18 protein-coding genes are annotated in these 24,204 nt (G+C 68.0%); 4 read left to right on the top strand and 14 right to left on the bottom strand.

Going from position 1 to position 24,204, the window contains the following annotated elements:
• Position 1: 1 nt before the first annotated feature.
• The 3 genes from pqqD to pqqB are packed head-to-tail and all read left to right on the top strand — an operon-like array spanning position 2 to position 2,245.
• Positions 2 to 268 (top strand): pyrroloquinoline quinone biosynthesis peptide chaperone PqqD, encoded by a 267-nt coding sequence (gene pqqD / locus GC106_RS38035; protein WP_376777810.1) that lies wholly within the window; start codon positions 2 to 4, stop codon positions 266 to 268.
• A complete protein-coding gene (gene pqqE / locus GC106_RS38030) occupies positions 259 to 1,368 on the top strand; it encodes a pyrroloquinoline quinone biosynthesis protein PqqE (protein WP_173140619.1) in 1,110 nt (369 codons plus the stop codon). Before pqqD ends, pqqE begins: the two co-directional genes overlap by 10 nt.
• 1 nt (position 1,369) lies before the next feature.
• On the top strand, positions 1,370 to 2,245 hold the full coding sequence (gene pqqB / locus GC106_RS38025; RefSeq protein ID WP_173140617.1) for a pyrroloquinoline quinone biosynthesis protein PqqB: 876 nt from the start codon (positions 1,370 to 1,372) through the stop codon (positions 2,243 to 2,245).
• Here pqqB and GC106_RS38020 read toward each other — a convergent pair.
• Positions 2,235 to 5,108, bottom strand: coding sequence for an ATP-binding protein (locus tag GC106_RS38020; protein WP_173140615.1), 2,874 nt, complete (start codon positions 5,106 to 5,108; stop codon positions 2,235 to 2,237). The two genes, pqqB and GC106_RS38020, sit on opposite strands and share 11 nt — an antisense overlap.
• 64 nt (positions 5,109 to 5,172) lie before the next feature.
• Between GC106_RS38020 and GC106_RS38015 the strand changes: the two genes are divergently transcribed.
• Complete coding sequence (locus GC106_RS38015; RefSeq protein WP_173140613.1) at positions 5,173 to 5,991, top strand: alpha/beta fold hydrolase; 819 nt, start codon at positions 5,173 to 5,175, stop codon at positions 5,989 to 5,991.
• Positions 5,992 to 6,035: 44 nt separating this feature from the next.
• On the opposite strand, the gene GC106_RS38010 is transcribed toward GC106_RS38015, so the two are convergent.
• From GC106_RS38010 to GC106_RS37950, 13 genes are all read right to left on the bottom strand, one after another.
• The gene (locus GC106_RS38010) at positions 6,036 to 9,539 is read right to left on the bottom strand and encodes a M12 family metallo-peptidase (RefSeq protein ID WP_217281469.1); all 3,504 of its coding nucleotides are present in this window, start codon (positions 9,537 to 9,539) and stop codon (positions 6,036 to 6,038) included.
• 75 nt (positions 9,540 to 9,614) lie between these two features.
• Positions 9,615 to 13,148 (bottom strand): reprolysin-like metallopeptidase, encoded by a 3,534-nt coding sequence (locus GC106_RS38005; protein WP_217281468.1) that lies wholly within the window; start codon positions 13,146 to 13,148, stop codon positions 9,615 to 9,617.
• 634 nt (positions 13,149 to 13,782) lie between these two features.
• Positions 13,783 to 15,210, bottom strand: a complete 1,428-nt coding sequence (atpD, locus tag GC106_RS38000; RefSeq protein WP_173140611.1) for a F0F1 ATP synthase subunit beta — start codon at positions 15,208 to 15,210, stop codon at positions 13,783 to 13,785.
• Between the two features lie 3 nt (positions 15,211 to 15,213).
• The gene (locus GC106_RS37995; protein WP_173140609.1) at positions 15,214 to 16,152 is read right to left on the bottom strand and encodes a F0F1 ATP synthase subunit gamma; all 939 of its coding nucleotides are present in this window, start codon (positions 16,150 to 16,152) and stop codon (positions 15,214 to 15,216) included.
• Positions 16,153 to 16,163: 11 nt separating this feature from the next.
• Positions 16,164 to 17,804: a F0F1 ATP synthase subunit alpha gene (atpA, locus tag GC106_RS37990; protein WP_173140607.1), complete on the bottom strand. Its 1,641-nt coding sequence runs from the start codon at positions 17,802 to 17,804 to the stop codon at positions 16,164 to 16,166.
• A 61-nt stretch (positions 17,805 to 17,865) separates the two neighbouring features.
• Positions 17,866 to 18,675 (bottom strand): F0F1 ATP synthase subunit delta, encoded by an 810-nt coding sequence (locus GC106_RS37985; RefSeq protein ID WP_173140605.1) that lies wholly within the window; start codon positions 18,673 to 18,675, stop codon positions 17,866 to 17,868.
• Between the two features lie 57 nt (positions 18,676 to 18,732).
• Complete coding sequence (locus tag GC106_RS37980) at positions 18,733 to 19,281, bottom strand: F0F1 ATP synthase subunit B (RefSeq protein WP_376777809.1); 549 nt, start codon at positions 19,279 to 19,281, stop codon at positions 18,733 to 18,735.
• Positions 19,282 to 19,315: 34 nt separating this feature from the next.
• Positions 19,316 to 19,567 carry an ATP synthase subunit C-like protein gene (locus tag GC106_RS37975; RefSeq protein ID WP_173140603.1) on the bottom strand — a complete coding sequence of 84 codons (252 nt, stop codon included), beginning with the start codon at positions 19,565 to 19,567 and terminating at the stop codon, positions 19,316 to 19,318.
• Positions 19,568 to 19,641: 74 nt separating this feature from the next.
• Positions 19,642 to 20,415, bottom strand: a complete 774-nt coding sequence (gene atpB, locus GC106_RS37970) for a F0F1 ATP synthase subunit A (protein ID WP_376777808.1) — start codon at positions 20,413 to 20,415, stop codon at positions 19,642 to 19,644.
• A 197-nt stretch (positions 20,416 to 20,612) separates the two neighbouring features.
• Entirely contained in the window at positions 20,613 to 21,080 is a 468-nt protein-coding gene (locus tag GC106_RS37965; protein WP_173140599.1) for a Cg1360 family ATP-synthase-associated protein, read from the bottom strand.
• On the bottom strand, positions 21,077 to 22,228 hold the full coding sequence (locus GC106_RS37960; protein ID WP_173140597.1) for an MraY family glycosyltransferase: 1,152 nt from the start codon (positions 22,226 to 22,228) through the stop codon (positions 21,077 to 21,079). The genes GC106_RS37965 and GC106_RS37960 overlap by 4 nt, the downstream gene beginning before the upstream one ends.
• A 2-nt stretch (positions 22,229 to 22,230) precedes the next feature.
• Positions 22,231 to 23,493, bottom strand: a complete 1,263-nt coding sequence (gene glyA / locus GC106_RS37955; RefSeq protein WP_173140596.1) for a serine hydroxymethyltransferase — start codon at positions 23,491 to 23,493, stop codon at positions 22,231 to 22,233.
• Between the two features lie 20 nt (positions 23,494 to 23,513).
• The gene (locus GC106_RS37950) at positions 23,514 to 24,164 is read right to left on the bottom strand and encodes an L-threonylcarbamoyladenylate synthase (protein ID WP_173140593.1); all 651 of its coding nucleotides are present in this window, start codon (positions 24,162 to 24,164) and stop codon (positions 23,514 to 23,516) included.
• Between the last annotated feature and the right edge of the window lie 40 nt (positions 24,165 to 24,204).

Raw genomic sequence — 24,204 nt, 5'->3', positions numbered from 1 at the left:
CATGATCGGCCTGGACTCCGCGCCACGGTTGCGCCGTGGCGTTCGGCTGACGTACGACAAGACGCGCGAGACGCACGTCCTGCTGTTCCCCGAAGGCGTTCTGGTGCCCAACAAGACCGCCGCGGCGGTGCTCGAACTGTGCGACGGCGTTGCCACCGTCGCCGAGATCGCCGCTGAGCTCGGCCGCAGGTACGAGGGCGTCCGCGTCGAAGACGTCCGGAACGTGCTGACCCGGCTGGAAGAACGGCGGGTTGTCGAATGGAAGTGACCGCCCACCAGCCGACAGCACAGCCGCCACTGGGCATGCTCGCCGAGCTGACCCATCGGTGCCCGCTGCACTGCCCGTACTGCTCCAACCCGATCGAGCTCGTGACCAGGGAGAACGAACTGTCGACGGACGAATGGCTCGACGTCGTCGGCCAGGCGCGGGAACTGGGCGTGCTACAGGTCCACCTGTCCGGCGGGGAACCGTTGGCCCGCCACGACTTGCCGGTGCTCGTGAGCAGAGCGGCAGACCTCGGATGTTACGTCAACCTGGTGACCAGCGGTCTCGGCCTGACCGAGGAACGCCTGACGGACCTGGTCGATCGCGGTCTCGCCCACGTGCAGCTGTCCGTCCAGGGCGCCGACGCCGAGACGGCGAACCGGATCGCGGGCGTCAAAGCCCATGCGCACAAGCTCAAAGCCGCCCAAGCGGTCAAGGAACTCGACATACCGCTGACCGTGAACGTGGTGCTGCACCGCGCGAACCACCATCAGGTCGCGGACTTGATCGCGCTGGCCGAGCGGATGGGCGCCGATCGCCTGGAACTGGCGAACACCCAGTACTACGGCTGGGGCCTGCGCAACCGCTCGGCGCTGATGCCCACGGCCGAGCAACTGGCCGAGGCCGAACCGATCGTGCGCGCCGCGACCGAGCGTCTGCGGGACACGATGCAGATCGTCTACGTGGTCGCGGACTACTACTCGCCGTACCCCAAACCCTGTATGTACGGCTGGGGTTCCCGGCAGTTGACGGTGGCGCCGAACGGCGACGTGCTGCCGTGCCCGGCGGCCTCGTCGATCACCACGTTGACGCTGGACAACGTCCGGTCGAGGAACCTGGCGGACATCTGGTATCGCTCGGCGGCGTTCAACGCCTATCGCGGCGAGGACTGGCTGCCCGACCCGTGCCGCGGCTGCTCGCGCAAGGGCATCGACTTCGGTGGCTGCCGTTGCCAGGCGTTCCTGCTGACCGGCGACGCGGGCGCGACGGACCCGGTCTGTTCGCTGTCCCCGGACAGAGGGCTGATCGACACGATCCTGGCCAGCACCCCGTCCGAGCCGCCGGAGCTCGTGATGCGGCAGAACACGATCAAGGTGGTCTAGCGTGCAGGTCCTGCTGCTGGGTACGGCCGCGGGCGGCGGGTTCCCGCAGTGGAACTGCGCCTGCCGGATGTGCACGGCGGGCCTGCCCGCCCGGACCCAGGACTGCGTCGCGATCAGCGCGGACGGTGCCGGTTGGTACCTGATCAACGCTTCGCCGGACATCCGCACGCAGATCCTGTCGGCACCGGCGTTGGCCGCGGGTCCGGGCCCGCGCGACACCCCTGTGCGCGGAGCCTTGCTGACCGACGCGGAACTCGACCACACCCTCGGCTTGGCCATGCTGCGCGAAGGCGCGGGGTTACAGGTCTGGGCACCGCCCGCCGTCCTGCACGCCCTGGGCACGGATTTTCCGCTCCAGGGCATCGTTTCCCGCTACGGTTCCTGGGATTGGCGTCCGATTCCGGAAACTTTCCCGATCGACGGGCTGTCGGTGACGGTTTTCCCGGTCAGCGGCAAGAAACCCAAATATGTCCGGTCCACAGCGGACGGTCCATGGGTGGTCGCGTACAAGATCACCGACCCGTCCGGCGGCAGTGTGGTCTACGCGCCGTGCTTGAAGACGTGGCCGGACGGCTTCGACGAGCTGATCGAGGACGCCACGTGCGTGATTCTCGATGGCACGTTCTACTCACCCGACGAGATGTCCGGCGCTACCAACAAAGGCGTGGGGTCCGGTGCGCAACGCGCGATGGGCCACATCCCGATAGCGGGCCCGGACGGCAGCCTCGCGCGGATCGCGCGTCATCCGGGGAAACGGTGGATCTACACGCACCTCAACAACACGAACCCGATCCTCGACCCGGCTTCCCGGGAGTACGAAGAGGTGCTGGCGGCTGGCGCGGAGGCGCCGCTCGACGGCACCCTCATCACGGTGTAGTCCGCCCCAGCGCACGTGCCAGTTCGTCCAGGTAGAAGGCGACCGGCCGGAGCGTGAGCAACCCGCTGCCCGCCCCGGCCAGCTCCCCTGCCGCGGGACGCAGCACCTCGTGGAGCCGTTCCATCGTGGCACGGTCCCCCGCCTCGATCGCGGCCATCGCGTGCAGGCACGTCCGGGCCTCGAAAAGCAGGTCCCTTGGTGACTCCGGAATCGTCCTGCCGGGCCTGCACCACGGTTCGAAACCGCCGAAATCCCTGGTCAGATCGACCGGAAGCCCGTTGCGGACCTCGTGGCAGAACAGCGCGAAAGACAGCATTCCGTCGTCGAATCCGGGCATCTCGGCCGCGGCCAGCGAAGCGGCGGCGTCGCGGTACAGGCCTGAAGCGTCCTCGCCCGCCACCGAGGCACGAAGCGCCTTGTACCACTGCGTGAACACGCTCACCAGCGGCAACTGGTAGTCGGCACCGAGCCGCGACACCGCGGCGGCATGCGCGTCGGCGACGGAGAACTCGGCGAGCGCGGAGTGGGCCTGCATCAGGATCAGGTGCCCGAGCACCTCGAAGGTCACCAGGGAATGCCTCGACGCCAACGAAACCAGCTCGGACCCGATGCGCACGCGTTCCGGAGCGAGCCCAGCACGGGAGAACGACTGCATGAACCGGGCGTTCAAAGCGAAAGCGAGCATCGAAGGGTCGTCGAACGACCGCGCGAGGGACTCGGCTTCCACGGCGGCCTCGACCGCACGCGGCCCGCCTGAGCTGCGCAGTTCCATGGCGATCGTGGCCAGCAACCGGCTTCGCGAAGCCGCGGACACCGAAGGCAGGACACGTTCGGTGACCGCGACCACCCTGGCCGCCAGGGCTGGATCGTCGTGCGAGGGCCAGATCGCGGGCACGTCGAAGGAAGCGATCACGCGCGCGGTCAACTCGGGGTCGTCGATGGAGGCGAGCAGGTCGAGCGCGGAACTCCGGAGTGCCCGGGCCTCGCCGAGTGAACCGCTGAACGACAACGCCCGGACCAGGCCCATGGTCAGCTCAAGCTGTTCACGGACATCAGTCGCGCCGGCCAGAGCAACGCGCCAAAGCCGTGCGGCCTCACCGAAAGCGAACCGTACCTCCGCCTCCGCAGCCGCGGCACGCGCATAACGACCGGCCCGCGAGTCTGACGCCATCGCGAAGTGGTGTGCCAAGGCAGCGACGTCGTCCGGCCGCACGCGTTCGATGATCTGTCCGACCTCAAGATGCAGTTGTGCCCGGCGTGACTGCGAGAGGTCCTCGTACAGCGAGTCACGGACCAAGGCGTGCGAGAACTCGAACTGACCAGCCGCGACCTCGGTGAGAAAACCTTGCCGCACAGCGACTTCAGCAGCGTCCAACGAGCCGGCCACGTCGAGTGGGAACGAGTTGCCGACCACGGAGGCCGTCCGGAGAACCGCCTGGACATCGGAAGGCAGCTGGGACAACCGATACCGCACAACATCCCGCACCCCCGCAGGCACGCTGGACAAGTCACCGTCAGCGGCGAGCAGCCGCGCGAGTTCACGGACGAAGAACGGATTTCCGTTACTGCGCCGATGGATCACTTCGGCGGTCGACGCATCCACGTCCAGTCCGACCGCGGCGTGCACGACGGCCGGGACATCGGACACGGCAAGTCCGCCAAGGTAAATCCGCGTCGGCTCGGACCGCGCGACCCGGCCCAGGAAGGAGGTCGGCGCCTCGGTCGTCCGGAAGGTCGCCACGACCAGCACGGGTGCGTCCACTGGGTCGGTGACCACAGAAGCCAGCAGCGTCAACGTTTCCTCATCGGCCCAGTGCACGTCGTCAAGCACGACAAGCAACCGCCCTCGCGCGGCCAGGTGCGACCGGAAAGCCTGATACCGCTGGAAACGCGCCACGGCGGGATCGACGATGTCAGCCCAGCCGGACGGCAGGTCCTCCAGGTTGCCGCCCCACCGGACGTTCCACCCGTCCGATTCCAGCCGAGCACGCAGCGCGGACGCCAAAGCGGTCTTCCCCGCCCCCGCTTCCCCGCTGATCAACGCCAGCTTGAGGTGCCCGGATCGGACAACCGCCGAGGCGGTGTCCAACAGGTGCGCCATCTCCTCGTCCCGGCCGACCAGCACCGGCCCCTGACGGACGGGAACAACCTGCGCCAGGACATCGGCCTGGAGCTGGCGCAACGCCGGCCCCGGGTCCACACCCAACTCCTCGGACAGCACCCGGCGGGCCCGGTCCAACGAATCCAGCGCGTCACCCTGGCGTCCCGCGCGGTACTGAGCCAGGGCGAGCAACCTCCAGGCGTCCTCCCGCCACGGATGTCCGTCCACATGCGCCTGAAGATCGGGCACGGCCTCAGCGGCACGGCCCAGCCCCAGCAGCGCCTCGGCACGCCGCTCCACAGCCAGCAGCCGGAGCTCGTCCAGCCGGGAGATCTCGGCCCGCGCCCACGCCTGGTCCGCGAACTCGGCGTAAGCAGGGCCCCGCCACAACGCGAGCGCGGAGTCCAAATCGGACAAGGAGCCGCCGAGCGCGGCCTCGAAGTCCCAGGCGTCCACCGAGTCCGCGCGCAGTGCATAGCCAGGGCCGGACGTCACGAGCAGCTTCGCGGGAGTCCGGGGTGGCCGGTCGGGCTCCAGGGCTCGGCGCAACGCCGCCACGAAGGTCTGGATCGCGCCGACCGCCCCGTCCGGCGGGTCCTCCCACAGGTCGGCGACCAGCATGTCGACCGGGACGACCCGGCCCCTGGCGACGAGCAGTCGCGCGAGCACCGCCCGGTGCCGGGGTCCTTTGAGGTCGATCGGCCCAGCGGCGGCCGAGGCCACCAACGGGCCGAGCACGCCGAACCGAACCGAGGAACCCATCACTCAGCACTGTACTCAGCCGCCGCTGATTCACCGCTGATCGACCGCCCGCACGCTGGGTCCCATGAAGATTCCCGTCGCCGACGGCGTTGAGTTGAACGTCACTGTGCAGGGCTCCGGCAGCCCGATCGTCCTGCTGCACGGTTTCCCGCAGACCCACCTGATGTGGCGGCACGTGGCCGCCGATCTGGCCGCTGATCACACCGTCATCTGCCCTGACCTGCGTGGATACGGCGACAGCGACAAGCCTGACCACGGCTACGACAAGCGCACCATGGCCCAGGACGTGGTCGAGGTCGCCCGTCACCTCGGCTTCGAGAAGTTCGCCCTGGCCGGGCACGACCGGGGCGCGCTGGTGGCGTTCCGCGCCGGGCTCGACCACCCCGGCAAGATCACCCGGCTGACCATCCTCGACGTCCTGCCCACCCTCGACATGTGGGACGTCATGCACGGCGCCACCGCGGCCGTGGGCTTCCACCTGTTCCTGATGGCCCAGCCGCCCGGGCTGCCGGAGAAGCTGATCAGCGCGGCCCCGGACGACTTCTTCGGCTACTTCCTCGACATCTGGTCGCGCACCCCGTTCGACCAGGACGTCCGCGCGGCATACCTGGAGGCTTCGCGCAACGCCGTGCCGTCGATCGTCGCGGACTACCGTGCGTCGGCCACTGTGGACATCGAGCAGGACACCGAGGACCTGCGAGCGGGCAACCAGCTCAGGATGCCCGTCACCGTGATGCAGCAGGACTGGGGCTCGGTCCTCGGCTTCGACGCCAAAGCACTCTGGCGGAAGTGGGCTCCGGACCTCACCCACATCACGGTCACCTCGGGCCACTTCATGGCCGAGGAGGCACCGGCGGAAGTGATCAAAGCGCTGCGCGCATGAGAAAGGCCCCCGGCGACAAAACCGGGGGCCTTCCCATCAAAGAACTACAGCACGACCAGGGTGCCCCTGGCCAGCTTCGTCGCGTCGGTCGAAGCGCCGTTCCACGCGGTGGAGAACACCAGCTTCGAGCCGTCGAACAGGGTGATCGCCATGCCTTCCTTGACCTTGCCGGTCACCCGCAGGGTCAGGCCGGCGGCCACGGTCTTCGGCCGCCAGTGGTCGGTCACGTCGACCAGCTCGGCACGGCCGCGCATGTCGATCGTGCCCATCCGGGACGAGCCGAACGAGTCCACGCGGACGCTGCGGATCTGGTACTTCTTGCCGCCCGAGGTGAACGTCACCAGGCTGGCCCCGGTGGACTGCCCGTTGACGTGCGTCACCGCCAGCGTGAAGTCCGCCCTGGTGCCGTTGTCGGCGCCGTACGCCTTGCTCAGCGGCACCGAGCCGTTGCCGATCACGAGGCTGTTCCGCGAGTTGGTGACCTCAACCCGCCCAGGTGCTTTTCCCGTGTAGTTGCCACCGACGGAAGCCGTCACCTCGTGCACACCGGCCGGGAGCTGCGCCGTGCAGTTGCCGGACGCGTCCGCCGGGCCAGTGCCCAGCGGCGCCAAGGAGGCCGTGCACAGCGTCTGGTCGCCCGCGGTGAACGTCAACGTTCCACTCAGGACATCGCCGGGCGTGTTGTCGGTGTTGTCCCGCACGGTCGCCCGCAGCAGCACAGAGCCACCGTCCACCAAGGAATCCCCTGTGTACGTGACCGCGGCGTCCTCAGGGGTGACCTTGATGGGGAACGACGACTTCCCCACGACACCGGTCGAGTCGGTCACCGACACGGACACCGGGTAGTCACCGGGCGCGGCCGTGGTCGTGCCCGAGATGTTCCACGAACCCGGCCCGGCCTGGGTCAGCGAGAGACCGGCGGGCAGGCCGGCGGCGGTCGCGGTCAGGCCCTCGACCGGGCTGTCCGGGTCGTTGGCGGTCACCGGGAACGACGCCGCGTCGCTGTACTGCACAGTCGCGCCGGCCGGTGCGGTGACCCGCGGCGACGCCTGGATGGTGAAGTCCACGGCGTTGAGGTCGAAGAAGACGTTGCCGACCGCTTCGATCCTGATCCGGGCCTTCTCGGTCGCCACGTCCGGCAGGGCCAGCGACTCGCTGCCGTCGTTGGCCGTGCGCTCCGCCAGCACGTGCGGGAACGTCACGCCGCCGTCGGTGGACAGCGAGATCTTCACCTCGGCGGCGTTGACCGGTGCCGCGTTCGTGCCCGCGACGTCCCACGTGATGTCCTGCGCCGAACCGCCCTGGTAGGTGGTCCCGGCGGTGTTCTGCGAGGTCACCAGGAACGGGCCGGTGTCCGGGGCCAGCACCAACGCGGTGTCGGCACTGCCCACACCGCCACCGCCCGCGCGGTAGTCACGAGCGGTCAGGCGGAAGTGCAGCGTGCGGTCTCCGGCCAAGCCGACCCAGTCCGCCGTCGGCAGGAACTCCGAGTAGCAGTCCACCAGCGCGGCCGGCACGGTCGCGGGCGGCGCCGGTGCGGCCGGGCACGCGCCCGCCTCGGCGTTGGTGTTGTTCGCCGCCACCTGCTGCATGTCCGGGAACACCCGCGTCGGGTTGTCGTTCACCGCGTTCTGGCCCGGCGAGTAGTACTTCAGGGTGTCCTCGTCGCTGACGATCGCCGCCGTGCCGAACTGGCGGAACAGCGGGCCGTCCTTCTTCACGTTGTTCACCAGGGCCGTGCCCAGGCTGCCGCCGCGGTCGTTCTGCTCCCACATGTAGGTGAGCTTGTCGCCGTCGGCGTCCGTCGCGGTGCCGGTCAACGAGAACGGCGTACGCAGCGGGATCGTGTACTGCGCGGCAGCGGTCACGACCGGGGCGTGGTTGGTCGTGTCCTCGACCTTGAACCCGGTGTTCTCCTGCGGGCCACCGTCCACAGTCTCACCGACGACCGCGGTGGTCCCGGTGCCGGTGAAGCCGAGCGACGGGACGTCGACCGCGGCGACCGCTCCACTTTGGAACGTCACCTGGAAACCGGTGTCGTTGAACAAGGTGTTGCCGAAGCCGGCCACGGCCACGGTCGCACCCGCCGGCCAGCCCTCGATGCCCTCGATGGCGGCCTTGATGCCCGCGGCGGTGTAGTTGGTGCCCCGCACGATCGGCGCGGACTGCTTGCCGTTGTAGGACAAGGTGAACGAGTCGGTGCCGTCGAAGTCACGCAGGCCGATGTTCTGCACCTCGTTGATCGGCGCCCGTGGCGTCGACGTGAACGTGGTGATCTCGGTGAAGCTGCGCTGCGACCAGTAGGGGTCGCTGTGCGGCTGCAGGTTGTCCTGCCCGCAGATACCGGCGTACGCCATGATCGACGAGCCGCTGCCCGGCTCGTACGAGTTGGCCGCGCTGCGGTTGCCGCCGGAGCAGGCGCCCTGGGTACCGTTGAACGTGTGGTTGCCGGCGAACTGGTGGCCGATCTCGTGCGCCACGTAGTCCACCGCGAAGAAGTCGCCGACCGGCGTCGGCAGACCGGTGCAGCCACGGGCCTTTCCGCTGCCACCGACCACGCCGAGACCGGCGATGCCGCCGCCGTTCAGGCCGAGCCCGATGTGCCCGACGTCGTAGCTGCCCGCGCCGATCAGCTGGCCGAGCACGATCTGGTTGCGGTTCAACAGGCCGCTGCTGCAACCCGCGAGCTGCGAGGTCGTGAAGCACGGCGCCGCGCCGCAGGGACCGTTCGCGCCGGTCGCCTCGGCGGCCGTGTTCAGGTTGGTCTTGTCGGTGTCGTTGACCAGGACCAGCCGGATCGCGGTCTCGTCCTCGTAGATCTGCGCGACCCGGTTGACCAGCGTGACCTTCGCGGCCGTCACGTTCTCGGCGCCGAAGTAGTTGGCGTACGAGGGATCGGTGACGAGAGCCAGGCGGTAGGTCCGGAGCTTGACGATCGGGCCGGCGTCCGCGGGCAGGGCGTCCTGCAGGACCTCTTCGATCTCTTCGTTCTCCACCAACGGCCCGGCGTCGTTACGCAGGTTGTGGCCGTAGTAGCTGGCGTAGAGGCTCTGGTCGCGGTGGTAGTAGGGGTCGACGTACCAGTGACCGCGCTTCGAACGCACGGAAGCGTGGAACCCCAGTGGTGTCAGGTCCGCGCGTACGGTCGCGGTCGGGTCGTCGATGCCCTTGCCGGCGTAGGTCTTGATCTCCGGGTGCGCGGCGGCGAGCTTCTCCTCCATCACCGGCGCGTCGACGAGCGAGAACCGCTCGAACGTGCCTTCCGGCGTGGGCAACAGGACTTCCTTGCCCGCCGCCGCGGCGCGCGGCGCGAGCGACAGGTCGCCCTGCATCGCCTCCCGGTCCAAAGTGAACCCGGCGAACTTGTCCGTCCGGATGTCGGCCTGCTTGGCCGACCTCGCCGCGATCGGATTGCCTTCGACCTTCGTCCAAGGGTTCTCCGACTCGGCCGGTGCCACGGTGCCGAACACCGGCAGCAGCGCGAGCGACAGGCCCGCGATCGCGAGTGCGGCCAGACTGCGGCCGCGGGTGGGTAACGACGATCTCACGGTACTCCTCTAAAAAAACCCTCGTGAGTGGTTATCAGGGTTAGAACCCGGATAACCACTCACGAGGTGAATGGGTTATGCGATCAGGAATCCGCCGGTGTTGAGCGGGATCTCCCGTGTCTTCGCGCCCGTCCAGTCGGACGAGAACAGCAACTTGTCACCCTGCATGAGGGTTACCGCGACGTTGCGGCCGTTCTGAGTGACGTGCAACGTGACGCCCGCGGCGACGAACATCGCCTGGCCGCTGGTCACGTCGGTGAGCAGAACCTTGGCGCGCACGTCCAGCGAGCCGGACGTCCGGGCCCCGAAGGACTCGACGTTGTTGCCGAACGCCAGGTACTCCTTGCCGCCGGACCGGAACCTGACCGTGCTCAGGCCGGTCGTCTTGGCGTTGTTGTGCACCAGCAGAGCCGAAACGTTGACCGGAGTGCCGTGGTCGGCCCGGTAGGCGCCGGCGGACTTGGTCGCGGTGATCACGCCGGCCGCGAGCACGGTCCGCTTCTGCGACGCCTGGGCGTCCACCGATGTCGTTGCCGTACCGGCATAGTTGCCGCCGGCGGACACGCTCACCGAGGTGACGCCCTGCGGCAGCTTGGCAACGCACCCGCCCGAGCCGTCCGAGGTGCCAGTCCCGAGCAGACCGACAGTGGCGGTGCACAATGCCTTGCCACCGGCGGAAAACGTCACGTTCGCCTTCTTGACGTCACCCGGAGTGACATCGGTGTTGTCCCGGATCGTCGCCCGGAACAGCACGGAATCGCCGTACACCAACGAATCCCCGGCGTAGGTGACCTCGGCGTCCTCCGGCTTCACGGTGATCGGCACCGTGAGCGTGCTGGCCACACCGGTGTTGTCGGTCACCGTGAACGCGACCGGGTACGTCCCCGGCTTGTCCGTGGTGGTGCCGGAAATCGTCCACGTCCGCTTGTTGCCGTCCGCGGTTCCCGGTGCCACCGCCAAACCCGCGGGCAGGCCCGCCGCGACCGCGGTCAACACCGAACCGGCGCTGTCCGGGTCCTCAGCGGTGATCGTGACCGGCGCGAGAGCGTCGCTGTACTGCACAGCGATGTTCTGCGGGCTGGTCACCCGCGGCGAGGCGTTGATGGTGAAGTCGGCGTCGTTGACGTCGAAGAAGATGTTCCCGACTGCCTCGATCCTGATCCGGGCGGTGGTGGTCGCCAGATCCGGGATCTTCACCTGCTCGCTGCCGTCGTTGGCCGTGCTGCGGGCGATCACGTGCGGGAAGGTCTTGCCGCCGTCGGTGGACAGCGAGATCTTCACGTTCTTGACGTTGATCGGCGCGGCGTTCGTGCCCGCCACGTCCCACGTGATCGTCTGCTTCGAGCCACCGGCCAGCGCACCGGCGGCGCCCTGCGACGTCACCAGGAACGGACCCGCGGTCGGCACGAGCTTCACGGCCGTGTCACCGATACCGATCCCGCCACCACCGTGCCGCGCATCCCGTGCGGTGAGCCGGAAATGCATGGTCCGGTCGTCGTTGAAACCGACCCAGTCCGCCGTCGGCAGGAACTCCGAGTAGCAGTCGATCAGCTCCGGCGGCACGTTCGTCTTGCCGCCCGACGGCGGCTTCGGCGGGGCGGGCGGGCACGCGCCGGTCTTGGCGTTGGTGTTGTTCGCCAGGATCTGCGCCATGTCCGGGAACACCCGGGTCGGGTTGCGGTTCACCGCGTTCTGGCCCGGCGAGTAGTACTTCAGGGTGTCCGCGTCGGAGACGATCGCGGCCGTGCCGAACTGCCGGAACAGCGGGCCGTCCTTCTTGACGTTGTCCACCAACGCCGTGCCGGTCGCCTTGCCGCGGTCGTTCTGCTCCCACATGTAGGTGACCGCGTCACCGTCCTGGTCCTTCGCGCTACCGGTCAGCGCGAACGGCGTGCGCACCGGGATCGTGTAGGACGACGGCACCTTGACCACGGGCGCGTGGTTACGGGTGTCGGTGACCTTGAAGCCCTTGTTGTCGACCGGACCGCCCTTGATCGACTCACCGGCGAAGCCGGAACCGCCGTTCACCGTGACGCCAAGGGAATCCACGTTCACACCGGCCAGCGCGCCGCCGAACGTGACCTGGAAACCGGTGTCGTCGAACGGCATCGGCCGGTAGTCGGGCTGGTCGCCGAACCCGGCGACGGTCACCGTCGCCCCGGTGATCGACTCGACTGCGGCCTTGACGCCCGCCGGGGTGTAGTTCACGCCCCGCACGATCGGCGCGGACGTCTGTCCCTTGTAGGACAAGGTGAACGAGTCGTCGCCGTCGAACCCGCGCAGCGAGACGTCCTGCTGTTCGTTGATCGCGGGCAGATCCGACGTGATGTACGACGTGATCTCGGTGTAGCTCTGGTGCGACCAGTACGGGTCGCTGTGCGGCTGCAGGTTGTCCTGCTGGCAGATGCCCGCGTACGCCATGATCGACGAACCGCTGCCCGGCTCGACCGAAGTGGTCGGCTCACGGTTGCCCGCCGAGCAGTTCCATTCGGTGCCGTTGAACGTGTGGTTACCGCCGAACTGGTGGCCGATCTCGTGCGCCACATAGTCGACGGCGTAGAAGTCGCCGACCGGCGTGGGCAGACCGGTGCACCCGACGGCCTTCTCCTGGCCGCCGACAACACCGAGACCGGCGATACCGCCGCCGTTCACGCCGAGCCCGATGTGCCCGACGTCGTAGGAGTCCGCGCCGACGAGCTGACCGAGCGCGATGCCCGTGGCGAACAGCGTCGGGATGTCACAGAACTCCAGCTCCTCCGGCTTGAAGCACGGCGCCGCGCCACACGGTCCGTTCGGCTCGGACGCCATGGCCGGGGTGTTCAGGTTGGTCTTGTCGGTGTCCTTGATCAACACCAGCCGGATCGCGGTCTCGTCCTCGTAGATCTGCGCGACCCGGTTGATCAGCGTGACCTTCGCGGCCGTGACGTTCTCGGCGCCGAAGTAGTTCGCGTACGACGGGTCGGTGATCAGCGCGAGCCGGTAGGTCCGCAGTTTCACGACGGGGTTCTTGTCGATGGCCGCCTGAACTTCCTTGGCGACGCCGACAATGCCCTTCTCCTGCAACGGCCCGCTCGGGTTCTGCACGTCGTGGCCGTAGTAGCTGGCGTACAGGCTCTGGTCCCGGTGGTAGTACGGGTCGACGAACCAGGAGCCGTTCTCCGAACGAACGGAAGCGTGGAACCCCAGCGGTGTCAGATCGGCTCGCACCGACGCAGTCGGGTCGTCGATGCCTTTGCCGGCGTAGGTCCTGATCTCCGGGTGCGCCGCCGCGAGGCCCTCTTCCATCACCGGCGCGTCGACGAGAGAGAACCGTTGGAACGTGCCTTCAGGAGTCGGCAGCAGCACTTCCTGTGCCGCCGCTGCCCGCATCCCCAGTTGGCCCTGCATGAGCGTCCGGTCGAGGGTGAATCCCGCGAACCGGGAGGTCCTGATGTCGGCCTGCTTGGCCGACCGGGCCGCCACCGAAGCCGGGTCCGCTTTGGTCCACGGGTTGGTCGGTGCGGCGGGTGCCGTGGTGCTCAGCACCGGCATGAGCGCGACCGCCAGCCCGGCGATCGCGAGAGCGGTCAGACTCCTCGCGGGTCTGGACCATAACCGGGAACGTTCCAACTCACCCCTCCTGACAGAACGCGTTCACAGGCATTCTTGTCGCGGGATGAGAGAGTCATAACAGCCAAAAGTAGTAGGCCATTCGCGCAGACCGACCAATCACGCGAGCAGATCCGCAGGCCACCAGACTCGGCGAACATCCAACGACCGCCCGCGATGCCCGATCGCGCCTCACAACGCGCCCCCCAGAACAGGCCCCCACCCAACCCGGGGGGACAGCCCTGCTCCAGTCTATCGCCGCCAGGCCCAGGAGCGGAGGGTTACCGGGCGGTTGTGGACAACTGGATTTGCGAACGGACCATTGGCTCGCCCGACACCACCGAAACACCGCAAGGCCCAAGATCGGGAAGTCACCGGACAGCTGTGCACAACTAGATTCGCCAACGAACCGTCGGCTCGCCCGACACCACCGAAACACCGCAAGACCGAAGCTCGAAGAGTCACCGGACAGTCGTGGACTACTACAGACCGTCGACTCGCCCAACACCCTCCAAACACCGCTGGACCCAAGATCGAAGAGCCACCGGACAAATGTGGACAGCGCGATTCGCGAACCTCGCCCAACACCACCGAAACACGGCGAGGGCCGCCCGGTGAACCGGGCGGCCCTCGTCGGGGTTCTGCTGCGGACGGCTTACTTGCCGGTCAGCTCCTTGGTGCGCTTCTCGAGGTCCTCGAGGCCACCGATGCCCAGGAACGCCTGCTCCGGGACGTTGTCGAACTCGCCCTTGGCGATCTTGTCGAAGGCCTCGACGGTTTCCTTGATCGGCACGGTCGAGCCGGGCTGGCCGGTGAAGACCTCGGCCACCAGCATGTTCTGGGACAGGAACCGCTCGATCCGGCGGGCCCGGTTCACCGTCAGCTTGTCCTCTTCGGACAGCTCGTCCATACCGAGGATGGCGATGATGTCCTGCAGCTCCTTGTACTTCTGCAGGATTCGCTTGACCTCCTGGGCGACCCGGTAGTGCTCGTCACCGACGATGTTCGGGTCCAGGATGGTCGAGCTCGACGCCAGCGGGTCCACCGCCGGGAAGATGCCCTTCTGGAACACCGACCGCGACAGCTCCGTGGTGGCGTCCAGGTGGGCGAACGTGGTGGCCGGCGCCGGGTCGGTGTAGTCGTCGGCGGGCACGTAGATCGCCTGCATCGAGGTGATCGAACGACCACGGGTCGAGGTGATGCGCTCCTGCAGCTCACCCATCTCGTCGGCCAGCGTCGGCTGGTAACCCACGGCCGACGGCATCCGGCCCAGCAGGGTGGAGACCTCGGAACCGGCCTGGGTGAACCGGAAGATGTTGTCGATGAACAGCAGCACGTCCTGGTTCTGCACATCGCGGAAGTACTCCGCCATGGTCAGCGCGGACAGCGCGACGCGCATACGCGTGCCGGGCGGCTCGTCCATCTGACCGAACACCAGGGCGGTGTCGTTGATGGTGCCGTCCTCGCCCAGCTCCAGGAAGAGGTCGTTGCCCTCACGGGTGCGCTCGCCGACACCGGCGAACACCGAGGTACCACCGAAGTTCTTGGCGACACGGGTGATCATTTCCTTGATCAGCACCGTCTTGCCGACACCGGCACCACCGAACAGGCCGATCTTGCCACCCTGCACGTACGGGGTGAGCAGGTCGATCACCTTCAGGCCGGTCTCCAGGACCTCGGTACGACCCTCAAGCTGGTCGAAGGCCGGCGGCTTGCGGTGGATGGTCCACCGCTCCGCGTCCTTGGCGTAGCCGGGCTCGTCGAGGCAGTCGCCCAGTGCGTTGAACACGTGGCCCTTGACGATGTCGCCGACCGGAACGGCGATGGCCTGGCCCGTGTCGCGCACCGGGGTACCACGCACCAGGCCGTCCTGCGGCTGCATGGAGATGCAACGGACCAAGTTGTCACCCAGGTGCGCGGCGACCTCCAGGGTCACGGTCTTACGCAGCTGCTCGAACTCGATGTCGACCTTGAGCGCGTTGAACAGCTCGGGCACCGCGTCGCGAGGGAACTCGACGTCGACGACCGGGCCGGTCACACGGACGATGCGACCGGTGGCAGTTGGTTCTTGAGTGGCAGTCATCGCTTAGTCATCACTTCCTGCGGCGGCGGCGAGCGCGTTGGCGCCACCGACGATCTCGCTGATCTCCTGGGTGATCTGGGCCTGGCGCGCCTGGTTCGCCTCACGCGACAGGGTGAGAACGAGGTCATTCGCGTTGTCCGTCGCGGACTTCATCGCGGTACGACGAGCCGCGGACTCCGACGCGGCCGAGTCGAGCAGCGCGGAGAAGATCCGGGTGTTGATGTACTTCGGCAGCAGTGCGGACAGCAACTGGTCCGCACCCGGCTCGAACTCGTAGCTGGGCGGGATGGTGTCCGGCGTCTCCTCGGAGTACTCGACCTCCATCGGAGCGATCCGCTTGACGGTCGGCACCTGGGAGAGCATCGAGCGGAACTCCGTGTAGACGATGTGCAGCTCGTCCACACCGAGCACGCCGTCGGCGCCCGGGTTGTCACCCTCGTCGTCGGCCCCGGACATGAAGGCCTTGACCAGCAGGTCACCCGCGGTCTGGGCGTTCTCGTACCGCGGCGTCTCGGAGAACCCGGTCCACGACTCGACGAAATCACGGTTGCGGAACGTGTAGAACGAGACCGCCTTGCGGCCGATCAGGTACAGCACCGGCTGCTTGCCCTCGGAGCGGAGCAACGAGACGAGCTCCTCCGCGGCACGCAGCACGTTGGCGTTGTAGCCGCCGCACAGGCCACGGTCACTCGTCACGATGAGCACGCCCGCCCGCTTGGGGTTCTCGCGCTCGGTGAGCAACGGGTGATCCAAGTTGGACGCCGCCCCGGCCAGCGCGGAGAGCACATTCGTGATCTCCGTCGCGTACGGCCGGGAGGCCTCCACTCGTGCCTGCGCCCGGCTGATCCGCGTGGTCGCGATGACCTCCTGGGCCTTGAAGATCTTGGCAAGGCCCTGGGTGGAGCGGATCCGTTGGCGTAGTTCGCGAAGCTGTGCGGCCATTGGCTACCCGATCACTTCTTCGGGGCGGGACGGTGCACCTTCACCGACTCCTGCCCGACCTTGTCGGCCTCCAGTGCGTCGGCCGGCGTGTCCACGACCGACGAGCCGTCGGCCGCGGTGAACTGCTCCTTGAACTTGTTGATCGCGTCGCTGATGCGCTCGACCAGCTCGTCCGACAGATCCTTGGTGTCGCGGATCTCCTGCAGGATACCCGCGTGGTTGCGGCGCAGGTTGTCGAGCAGTTCGCGCTCGAACCGGCGGACGTCGTCGGTCGGCACCGAGTCGAGGAAGCCACGGGTACCGGCGAAGATCGAGACGACCTGCTCCTCGATCGGCACCGGCGAGTACGCGGCCTGGCGCAGCACCTGGTACAGCCGGTCACCGCGCTCGAGCTGGGCCTTCGAGGTGGCGTCCAGGTCGGAGGCGAACGCCGCGAACGCGGCCAGTTCGGTGTGCTGCGACAGGTCGATCCGCAGCGAACCGGACACCTTGCGCATCGCCTTGATCTGCGCGGCACCACCGACCCGGGACACCGACACACCCACCGCGATGGCGGGGCGCTGGCCCTGGTTGAACAGGTCGGCCTGCAGGAAGCACTGGCCGTCGGTGATCGAGATGACGTTGGTGGGGATGTAGGCCGAGATGTCACCGGCCTTGGTCTCGATGATCGGCAGACCGGTCATCGAGCCCGCGCCCAGCTCGTCGGACAGCTTCGCGCAGCGCTCCAGCAGGCGGGAGTGCAGGTAGAAGACGTCACCCGGGTAGGCCTCACGGCCCGGCGGGCGGCGCAGCAGCAGCGACAGCGCACGGTAGGCCTCGGCCTGCTTGGTCAGGTCGTCGAACACGATCAGGACGTGCTTGCCGGAGTACATCCAGTGCTGGCCGAGGGCCGAGCCGGTGTACGGGGCGATCCACTTGAAGCCGGCGGAGTCCGAGGCCGGGGCGGCCACGATGGTGGTGTACTCCATCGCGCCGTGGTCCTCGAGCGTCTTCTTGACCGACGCGATCGTGGAGCCCTTCTGACCGACGGCGACGTAGATGCAGCGCACCTGCTGCTTCGGGTCGCCGGTCTCCCAGGCCTTCTTCTGGTTGATGATCGTGTCGACGCAGACCGCGGTCTTGCCGGTCTTCCGGTCGCCGATGATCAGCTGACGCTGGCCACGGCCGATCGGGGTCATCGCGTCGATGGCCTTGATGCCGGTCTCCAGCGGCTCCTTCACCGGCTGGCGCTGCACCACGGTCGCGGCCTGCAGTTCCAGCACGCGCTGGTCGTCGGCGACGATGTCGCCGAGGCCGTCCAGCGGCTGGCCGAGCGGGTTGATGACTCGGCCGAGGAAGCCGTCGCCGACCGGCACCGAGAGGATCCGGCCGGTGCGCTTGACCTCCTGGCCTTCCTCGATGGTCTCGTAGTCACCGAGGATCGTGACACCGATCTCGCGCACGTCCAGGTTCTGCGCGACACCGAGCACGCCGCCGGGGAACTCGACCAGCTCGTTGGCCATCACCGAGGGCAGGCCCTCGACGTAGGCCACGCCGTCACCGGTCGCGGTGACGGTGCCGACCTCTTCCTTCGTCACGTCCGGCGTGTAACCGGAGACGTAGTTCTCGATCGCACTGCGGATCTCGTCCGACGAGATCGTCAGCTCCGCCATGTCTTCCCGCTCTCGCTTTCGTTACTGCAGTTCATGCTTGGGGGGTGCTGCGCCGAAGACCTCAGCCGGCCATCCGGCGTCGCAGGTCGTCGAGGCGACCGGCGGCGCTGCCGTCGATCACTTCGTCGCCGACGCGGATGACCAGCCCGCCGAGCAGGTCGGAGTCCACCTCGACGTGCAGCGCGATCGGCCGTGAGTAGATGCGCTGCAAGGTCGCCGCCAGCCGTTCCTGCTGCGCGTCGGTCAGCGGCACCACCGAGGTGACGTGCGCGACCGAGCGCTCCCGGCGCTTGGCGGCCAGGCCGGCCAGCTCTTCCAGGCCCTCGACGGCCCGGCGGCCGCGCGGGTAGGCCACGAGCGCCTCGGCCAGCTTCTCCGTGGTCGGGTCGACCTTGCTGCCGACCAGCGTCCGGAGCAGCTGGAGCTTGCCCTCCACCGACGCGGCCGTGTCGGACAGCAGGCGTTCCAGCTGACCGTCGGCCGCGACGATCCGGCCGAGCCGGAACAGCTCGTCCTCGACCGTGTCGAGCTTCCCGGTGCGCTCGGCGCCGACCAGCAGCGCGGTGCGGGCCAGCGACTCGACGCCGTCGACCAGCTCGCGCGGGTTGGACCAGCGCGAGGAGACCACGGCTTCGAGCAGCTCGACCGCGGGCGCGGAGAGCTTGCCCGCGAACAACTGGCGGACCAGTCCGGTCCGCCGTTGCGACTCGGCCGACGAGTCCGCGAGCGCCCTGCGCAGCCCGGGTTCCCGGGTGAGCAGGCCGACGACCGCGAACAGGTCGTCGCCGACCGCGGCGAAGTCGTCCACGTCGAGCAGTTTCAGCTCGGCGGCCGCGAGCGCTTCGCGGCTCGCGGCGTGCAACAAGGTCATCTTGGCTGTCCCCTACGTGTGCGCAGCAGCAGCAGCGTCATCTTGACCGTCCCCCTGCTATTTCTTGGCAGGCGCCGAAACGGAGTCCAGCTCCTCGAGGAACCGGTCGACGGTGCCGCGGCGACGGGCCTCGTCGTCCAGCGACTCACCGACGATCTTGCTGGCCAGCTCGACGGCGGTACGGCCGAGGTCGGCGCGCAGCTCGGCGACGATCTGGGCCCGCTGTGCCTCGAGCTGGTTGCGGCCCTGCGCGACGATCCGCGCGGCCTCTTCCTGCGCCTGGACCCGCAGTTCCTCGCGGATCTGCTCGGCCTCGATGCGGGCGTCGTCGCGAATCCGCGCGGCCGCTGCGTTGGCGTCGGCGAGCAGGTCCTTGTACTTCTGCAGGTTCTCCTCAGCCTGCGCCTGCATCCGCTCGGCCTTCTGGATGCCGCCCTCGATCGTCTCGGTCCGCTCCTGGTAGAGCTTCTCGAACCGGGGGACGACGAACTTCCAGAGGATGCCGAGCAGCAGCAGGAAGGCAACCAGTCCGAGGATGATCTCGGACGTGTGCGGCAGAACCGGGCTCGGTTCTCCCTCAGCCGCCAGCAGCGTCAACTGATTCAGCACGACAACTCCCTATGATCTCCGCCGGGCTGGATCAGGCAGTCGACGCGATGAAGTACAGAACCAGACCGATCAGGGCGAGCACCTCGGTCAGGATGAACGTCTGGAAGGCCAGACCACGCAGCTTGCCCTGGGCCTCCGGCTGGCGGGCGGTGCCGCTGATGACGGCGGCGAAGATGATACCCACACCGATACCGGGGCCGATCGCGCCGAGACCGTAACCGATCATCGCCAGACCCGGGTTGATGTTGACCGCGGCTTCCTGCGCAAGAACGACTGCACTCACTTCGATTTTCCCTTTCGAGTTCGGTCCGCGATGACGCGGATCCGGGAACTTGTCACTGGCCGTAGGCGTCCGGCTCAGTGGTCTGCGGCCAGTGCGGCTCCGATGTATCCAGCGGACAGCAACGCGAAGATGTACGCCTGGACGACCTGGACGAACGCCTCGAGGAACGTCATCGCGATGGCGAACAGGAAGGCGACGATGGAGGCAGGCTTCAGCCACGCGTTCGCCTCGAGCAGCAGGAACTCGCCACCCATGGTGAACACCAGCAGGATGAGGTGTCCCGCGAACATCGCCGCGAACACCCGGATCGCCAGGGTGATCGGGTTCATGAAGAACTTGGTGAAGATCTCGATCGGCGTCAGCAGGAAGTAGATCGGCTTCGGGATGTCCGGCGGAAAGAGTTCCTTCTTCAGGTACCCGCCGATGCCGTGCTTCCGGATGCCCGCGATGTGGTAGACCGGATAGACCACCAGGACCGACAACGCCAGCGGGAACCCGATGTGCGAGAACGTCGGGAACTGAATGATCGGGATGATGCCGAAGATGTTGTTCACCAGCACGAACGTGAACAGCGTCAGGATCAGCGGCACGTACGGCCGGAAATCCTTGGCACCGATCTGCTCGCGCGTGATGCCATTGCGGCTGAAGTCGTACACGCTCTCGGCCGCGAACTGGAACTTGCTGGGCACGATCTTGAGGTTGCGCGACGCGAGCAGGAAGAACGCGGCGATGATGATGACCGACAGGACGACCAGCACCATCGGCTTGGTGACGCTGCCGAAGATCGGCGGCAGGAAGAAATCTCTGACGCCCGGCGGCTGAAACTCGCCCTGCGCCAGCAACGGCATGCCCAACGGGGGCTCCTTCCGGTTCTCCCGGCCGGCCGTGTGTCACACCACCGGGGGAATCGTCACGATCAGGACTTAACGTACCTGACGTACTGCAAGCACTCGAAAGCGGGGCTCCCCGGTGCGAAACCGGGCATCACCGCCCTTGGGGGCGAACACTATCAACCGGCCGAGACCCAACCGGACGGGCGTACTGCTCAGCCCTCGTCGCTCGCCGGGATGATTGTAGGGACCTTGGTTCGCTGGAAGGCGAACACCTCCGCCGTAGCGGTCACCACGATGGTCGCGAGCAGGGTGAACGCGAGCGAGTTGCGGTGCAACGCGTCGACACCACCCAGCAGGGTCATGGCCACCAGCAGAATGATCATCTTCGCGGCGAACCCGCCGAGCACAGCCGCCATCAGCATGTGCGGCTTGATGCCCGCGGTCACCCGCATCAGCACCAGAGTGGCCACAGAGGACAAAAGGCCCACGGCGCCGCCCACCAGCGCGCCGAAGACACCGTTCCAGCCGACGAGCACCCCGGCGAGCACGACAGCGATCGCGACCGTGCCGACCGTCCACCAGATCGCGCCACGGAACATGGCCATGGCCAGCGTCTGCACGATCTCCCGGTGGGATTCGGGCTGCTTGGGTATCTCGAAGCTCTCGCTGTTCTCGCTCATCGCTGCCTGAGTCTAGGTATGGCCGAGACGAGCAACGCGACCAGGAGGCCGATCGCCATTCCCCAGACCACCACGAGCCCGTCGAACAGGCTGAGCGAGACCGCGCCGAACGCCAGCACGGAGGCCCACAGGTAGATCAGCAGAACGGCCCGGCGCTGCGAGTGACCGATCTCCAGCAGACGGTGGTGCAGGTGCATCTTGTCGGCGTGGAACGGGCTGAGCCCGCGCCTGGTCCGGCGGATGACGGCCATCAGCAGGTCGAGCAGCGGCACGAACAGCACCGCGGCCACCACGATCAGCGGGGACAGCACCGCGAGGGTGCCCGCCGGGCCCTGCTGCGTGGGCACGAGCTTGCCCGCGGCGGACGTGCTGGCCGCGGCCAGCGTGAGGCCGATCAGCATCGAACCGGAGTCGCCCATGAAGATCCGGGCGGGCTGGAAGTTGTGCGGCAGGAAGCCCAGGCACGCGCCCGCGAGCGTGACGGCCACCAACGCGGGCGCGTAGTTGACCACGTCGTTCTGGCTTTCGGCGAGCATGTGGAACGAGAACGTGCACGTGGCCAGCGACGCGATCGCACCGATGCCCGCGGCGAGGCCGTCCAGGCCGTCGATGAAGTTCATCGCGTTGATCAGCACGAGCGCGAGCAGGACCGTGAGCAGACCGCCCTGGTTCATGTCGAACGAGATCAGCGACCCGCTCGGGCCGTAGTCGTTGCCGCCCCACGGCACCCACACCAGCACCCATTGGATGCCGAACAGCACGATGATGCCCGCGGACATGGTCTGTCCGGCGAACTTGGTCAGCGCGTCCAGCTCGAACCGGTCGTCGAGCATGCCGATCGCCATGATCACGCCGCCGCCGACCAGCACCCCGATCGGGTCGAGCGTGTAGTCGAACGCCCTGCGCAGCAACGGAAGCTGGTGCGCCAGCAGCATGCCGCCGCAGATGCCGAGGTACATGGCCAGGCCGCCGAGCCGCGGGATCGGCTGCGTGTGCACGTCCCGCGAACGCGGCACGGCGACCGCGCCGATCTTGAACGCCAGCAGCCGGACCGGGCCGGTGAGCAGGAAGGTCAGCGCCAGGCTGAGCAGGCCGACCAGGAGGTACTCCCGGATCGGCAGGCCGTTGAGGGGAATGTCGGTCGACACGTTCAGCTCCGTGGATATGCCGGCCGGTCGGCGACCATGCGCTGGACGTCCTGGGCGATCGCGGCGAGTTCCCCGTCGCTGTCACTGCCGGCGCGCACCGCCCGCCCGATCAGCCGGGCGATCTCGGCCATGTCGGACTCGACCATGCCCTGCGTGGTGACACACGGCGTGCCGACCCGGATGCCGGACGCGACCATCGGCGGGTTGGGGTCGAAGGGGATCGCGTTCTTGTTCACCGTGATCCCCGCCCGGCCACAGCGTTCCTCGGCCTGCGCGCCGGTCACCCGGCTGCCCAGATCGAGCAGGGCGAGGTGGGTGTCCGTCCCGCCCGAGACCGCACGCATTCCTTCTGCCTCAAGGCCTTTGGCCAACGCGGCGGCGTTCGCGACGACCTGCGCCGCGTACGCCTGGTACGCGGGCGTCGAAGCCTCCTTGAGCGCGACCGCCTTGGCCGCGACCACATGCATCAGCGGGCCGCCCTGAATCGCCGGGAACACAGCCTTGTCGATCGCCTTGGCGTGCTCCCCTTTGCCGAGGATCATGCCACCGCGCGGGCCGCGAAGGACTTTGTGGGTGCTGAACGTGACGACGTCCGCGTACGGCACCGGAGACGGGATCACCTTGCCGGCGACCAGACCGATGAAATGCGCCGCGTCGACCACGAGCACCGCTCCGACCTCGTCGGCGATCTGCCGGAACGCCGCGAAATCGACGAGCCTAGGGTACGCGGTGCCGCCCGCGATGATCATTTTGGGGCCGTGCGTCAGCGCGAGGTCCCTGACCTGGTCGTAGTCGATGAGTTCGGTGTCCTTGCGGACCCCGTACGACACCGGCCGGAACCACTGTCCGGAGAAGTTCACCTTCGAGCCGTGGGTCAGGTGCCCGCCGTGCGGCAGCGACATCGCCAGAACGGTGTCCCCGGGCTCGCAGAACGCGGCGTACGCGGCCAGGTTCGCGCTCGCGCCGGAATGCGGCTGGACATTGGCGTGCTCGGCGCCGAAAAGCGCCTTCGCCCGTTCGATCGCGAGCTGTTCGGCGCGGTCGGCCTGTTCGCACCCGCCGTAGTAGCGGCGGCCCGGATATCCCTCGGCGTACTTGTTGGACAGGGCGGACCCGGTGGCCGCGAGCACGGCCGGGCTCGCCAGGTTCTCGCTGGCGATGAGCTGCAGGCCGCCACGCAGCCGGTCGACCTCGCGCAGCAGGACGTCGGCGATGTCCGGATCGGCCGTGGCCAGAACCTCGAAATCCGGACCCCAGAAGGTCACCGGGTGCTTCCTTTCACGCCTCAGGCCGGGCTGGCCACCGCGACACCAAGCGCCTCCTCGACGGCCTGGCGGCTGACCGCGCCCTCACGCAGCAGGACCGGCTCGTTGCCGGTGAGGTCGACGATCGACGACGGCACCGGATCGCCCGACGGTCCCCCGTCCAGGTATACCGCGACAGACTCGCCCAGCTGCTCACGGGCCTCCTCGGCGGTGGACGCGGGCGGGTGGCCGGACCGGTTCGCGCTGGACACGGCCATCGGGCCGACCTCGCGCAGCAGCTCGATGGCGACCGGGTGCAGCGGCATCCGGAGCATGACGGTGCCCCGCGTGTCGCCCAGGTCCCACGCGAGGCTCGGCGCGTGCGGCAGCACCAGGGAGAGGTCACCCGGCCAGAACGCCTCGACGAGCTTGCGCGCCTGGTCAGGGACGGAAAGGACAAGGCCGTCGATGGCCGACCAGCTGCCGACGAGAACGCCGACGGGCATGTCCGGGCCGCGGTTCTTGGCCTCCAGCAGCGCCCGCACCGCGCCGCCGTCGAAGGCGTCGCAGCCGATGCCGTAGACAGTGTCGGTCGGGATGACCACAAGCCGTCCGGACCGCACCGCCCCAGCGGCGGCCGCGAGCCCGTCCTGCCGGTCCTCAGGCAATGAACAGTCGTACAGCGTGCTCACGCCTGTGACTCTATCCCTCGTGCTGATCGCCGCCACCCAC

It is taken from the genome of Kibdelosporangium persicum (assembly GCF_013280595.1).
Lineage (GTDB): Bacteria > Actinomycetota > Actinomycetes > Mycobacteriales > Pseudonocardiaceae > Kibdelosporangium > Kibdelosporangium persicum.
This window is presented reverse-complemented; position numbering and strand designations above follow the sequence as displayed.

Excerpts from the sequence above, each read along its gene's own strand:
- pqqD (WP_376777810.1), top strand. The coding sequence starts at position 2 with ATGATCGGCCTGGACTCCGCGCCACGGTTGCGCCGTGGCGTTCGGCTG.
- pqqE (WP_173140619.1), top strand. The coding sequence starts at position 259 with ATGGAAGTGACCGCCCACCAGCCGACAGCACAGCCGCCACTGGGCATG.
- GC106_RS38020 (WP_173140615.1), bottom strand. The coding sequence starts at position 5,108 with ATGGGTTCCTCGGTTCGGTTCGGCGTGCTCGGCCCGTTGGTGGCCTCG.
- GC106_RS38015 (WP_173140613.1), top strand. The coding sequence starts at position 5,173 with ATGAAGATTCCCGTCGCCGACGGCGTTGAGTTGAACGTCACTGTGCAG.
- atpD (WP_173140611.1), bottom strand. The coding sequence starts at position 15,210 with ATGACTGCCACTCAAGAACCAACTGCCACCGGTCGCATCGTCCGTGTG.
- GC106_RS37995 (WP_173140609.1), bottom strand. The coding sequence starts at position 16,152 with ATGGCCGCACAGCTTCGCGAACTACGCCAACGGATCCGCTCCACCCAG.
- atpA (WP_173140607.1), bottom strand. The coding sequence starts at position 17,804 with ATGGCGGAGCTGACGATCTCGTCGGACGAGATCCGCAGTGCGATCGAG.
- GC106_RS37985 (WP_173140605.1), bottom strand. The coding sequence starts at position 18,675 with ATGACCTTGTTGCACGCCGCGAGCCGCGAAGCGCTCGCGGCCGCCGAG.
- atpB (WP_376777808.1), bottom strand. The coding sequence starts at position 20,415 with ATGCCGTTGCTGGCGCAGGGCGAGTTTCAGCCGCCGGGCGTCAGAGAT.
- GC106_RS37965 (WP_173140599.1), bottom strand. The coding sequence starts at position 21,080 with ATGAGCGAGAACAGCGAGAGCTTCGAGATACCCAAGCAGCCCGAATCC.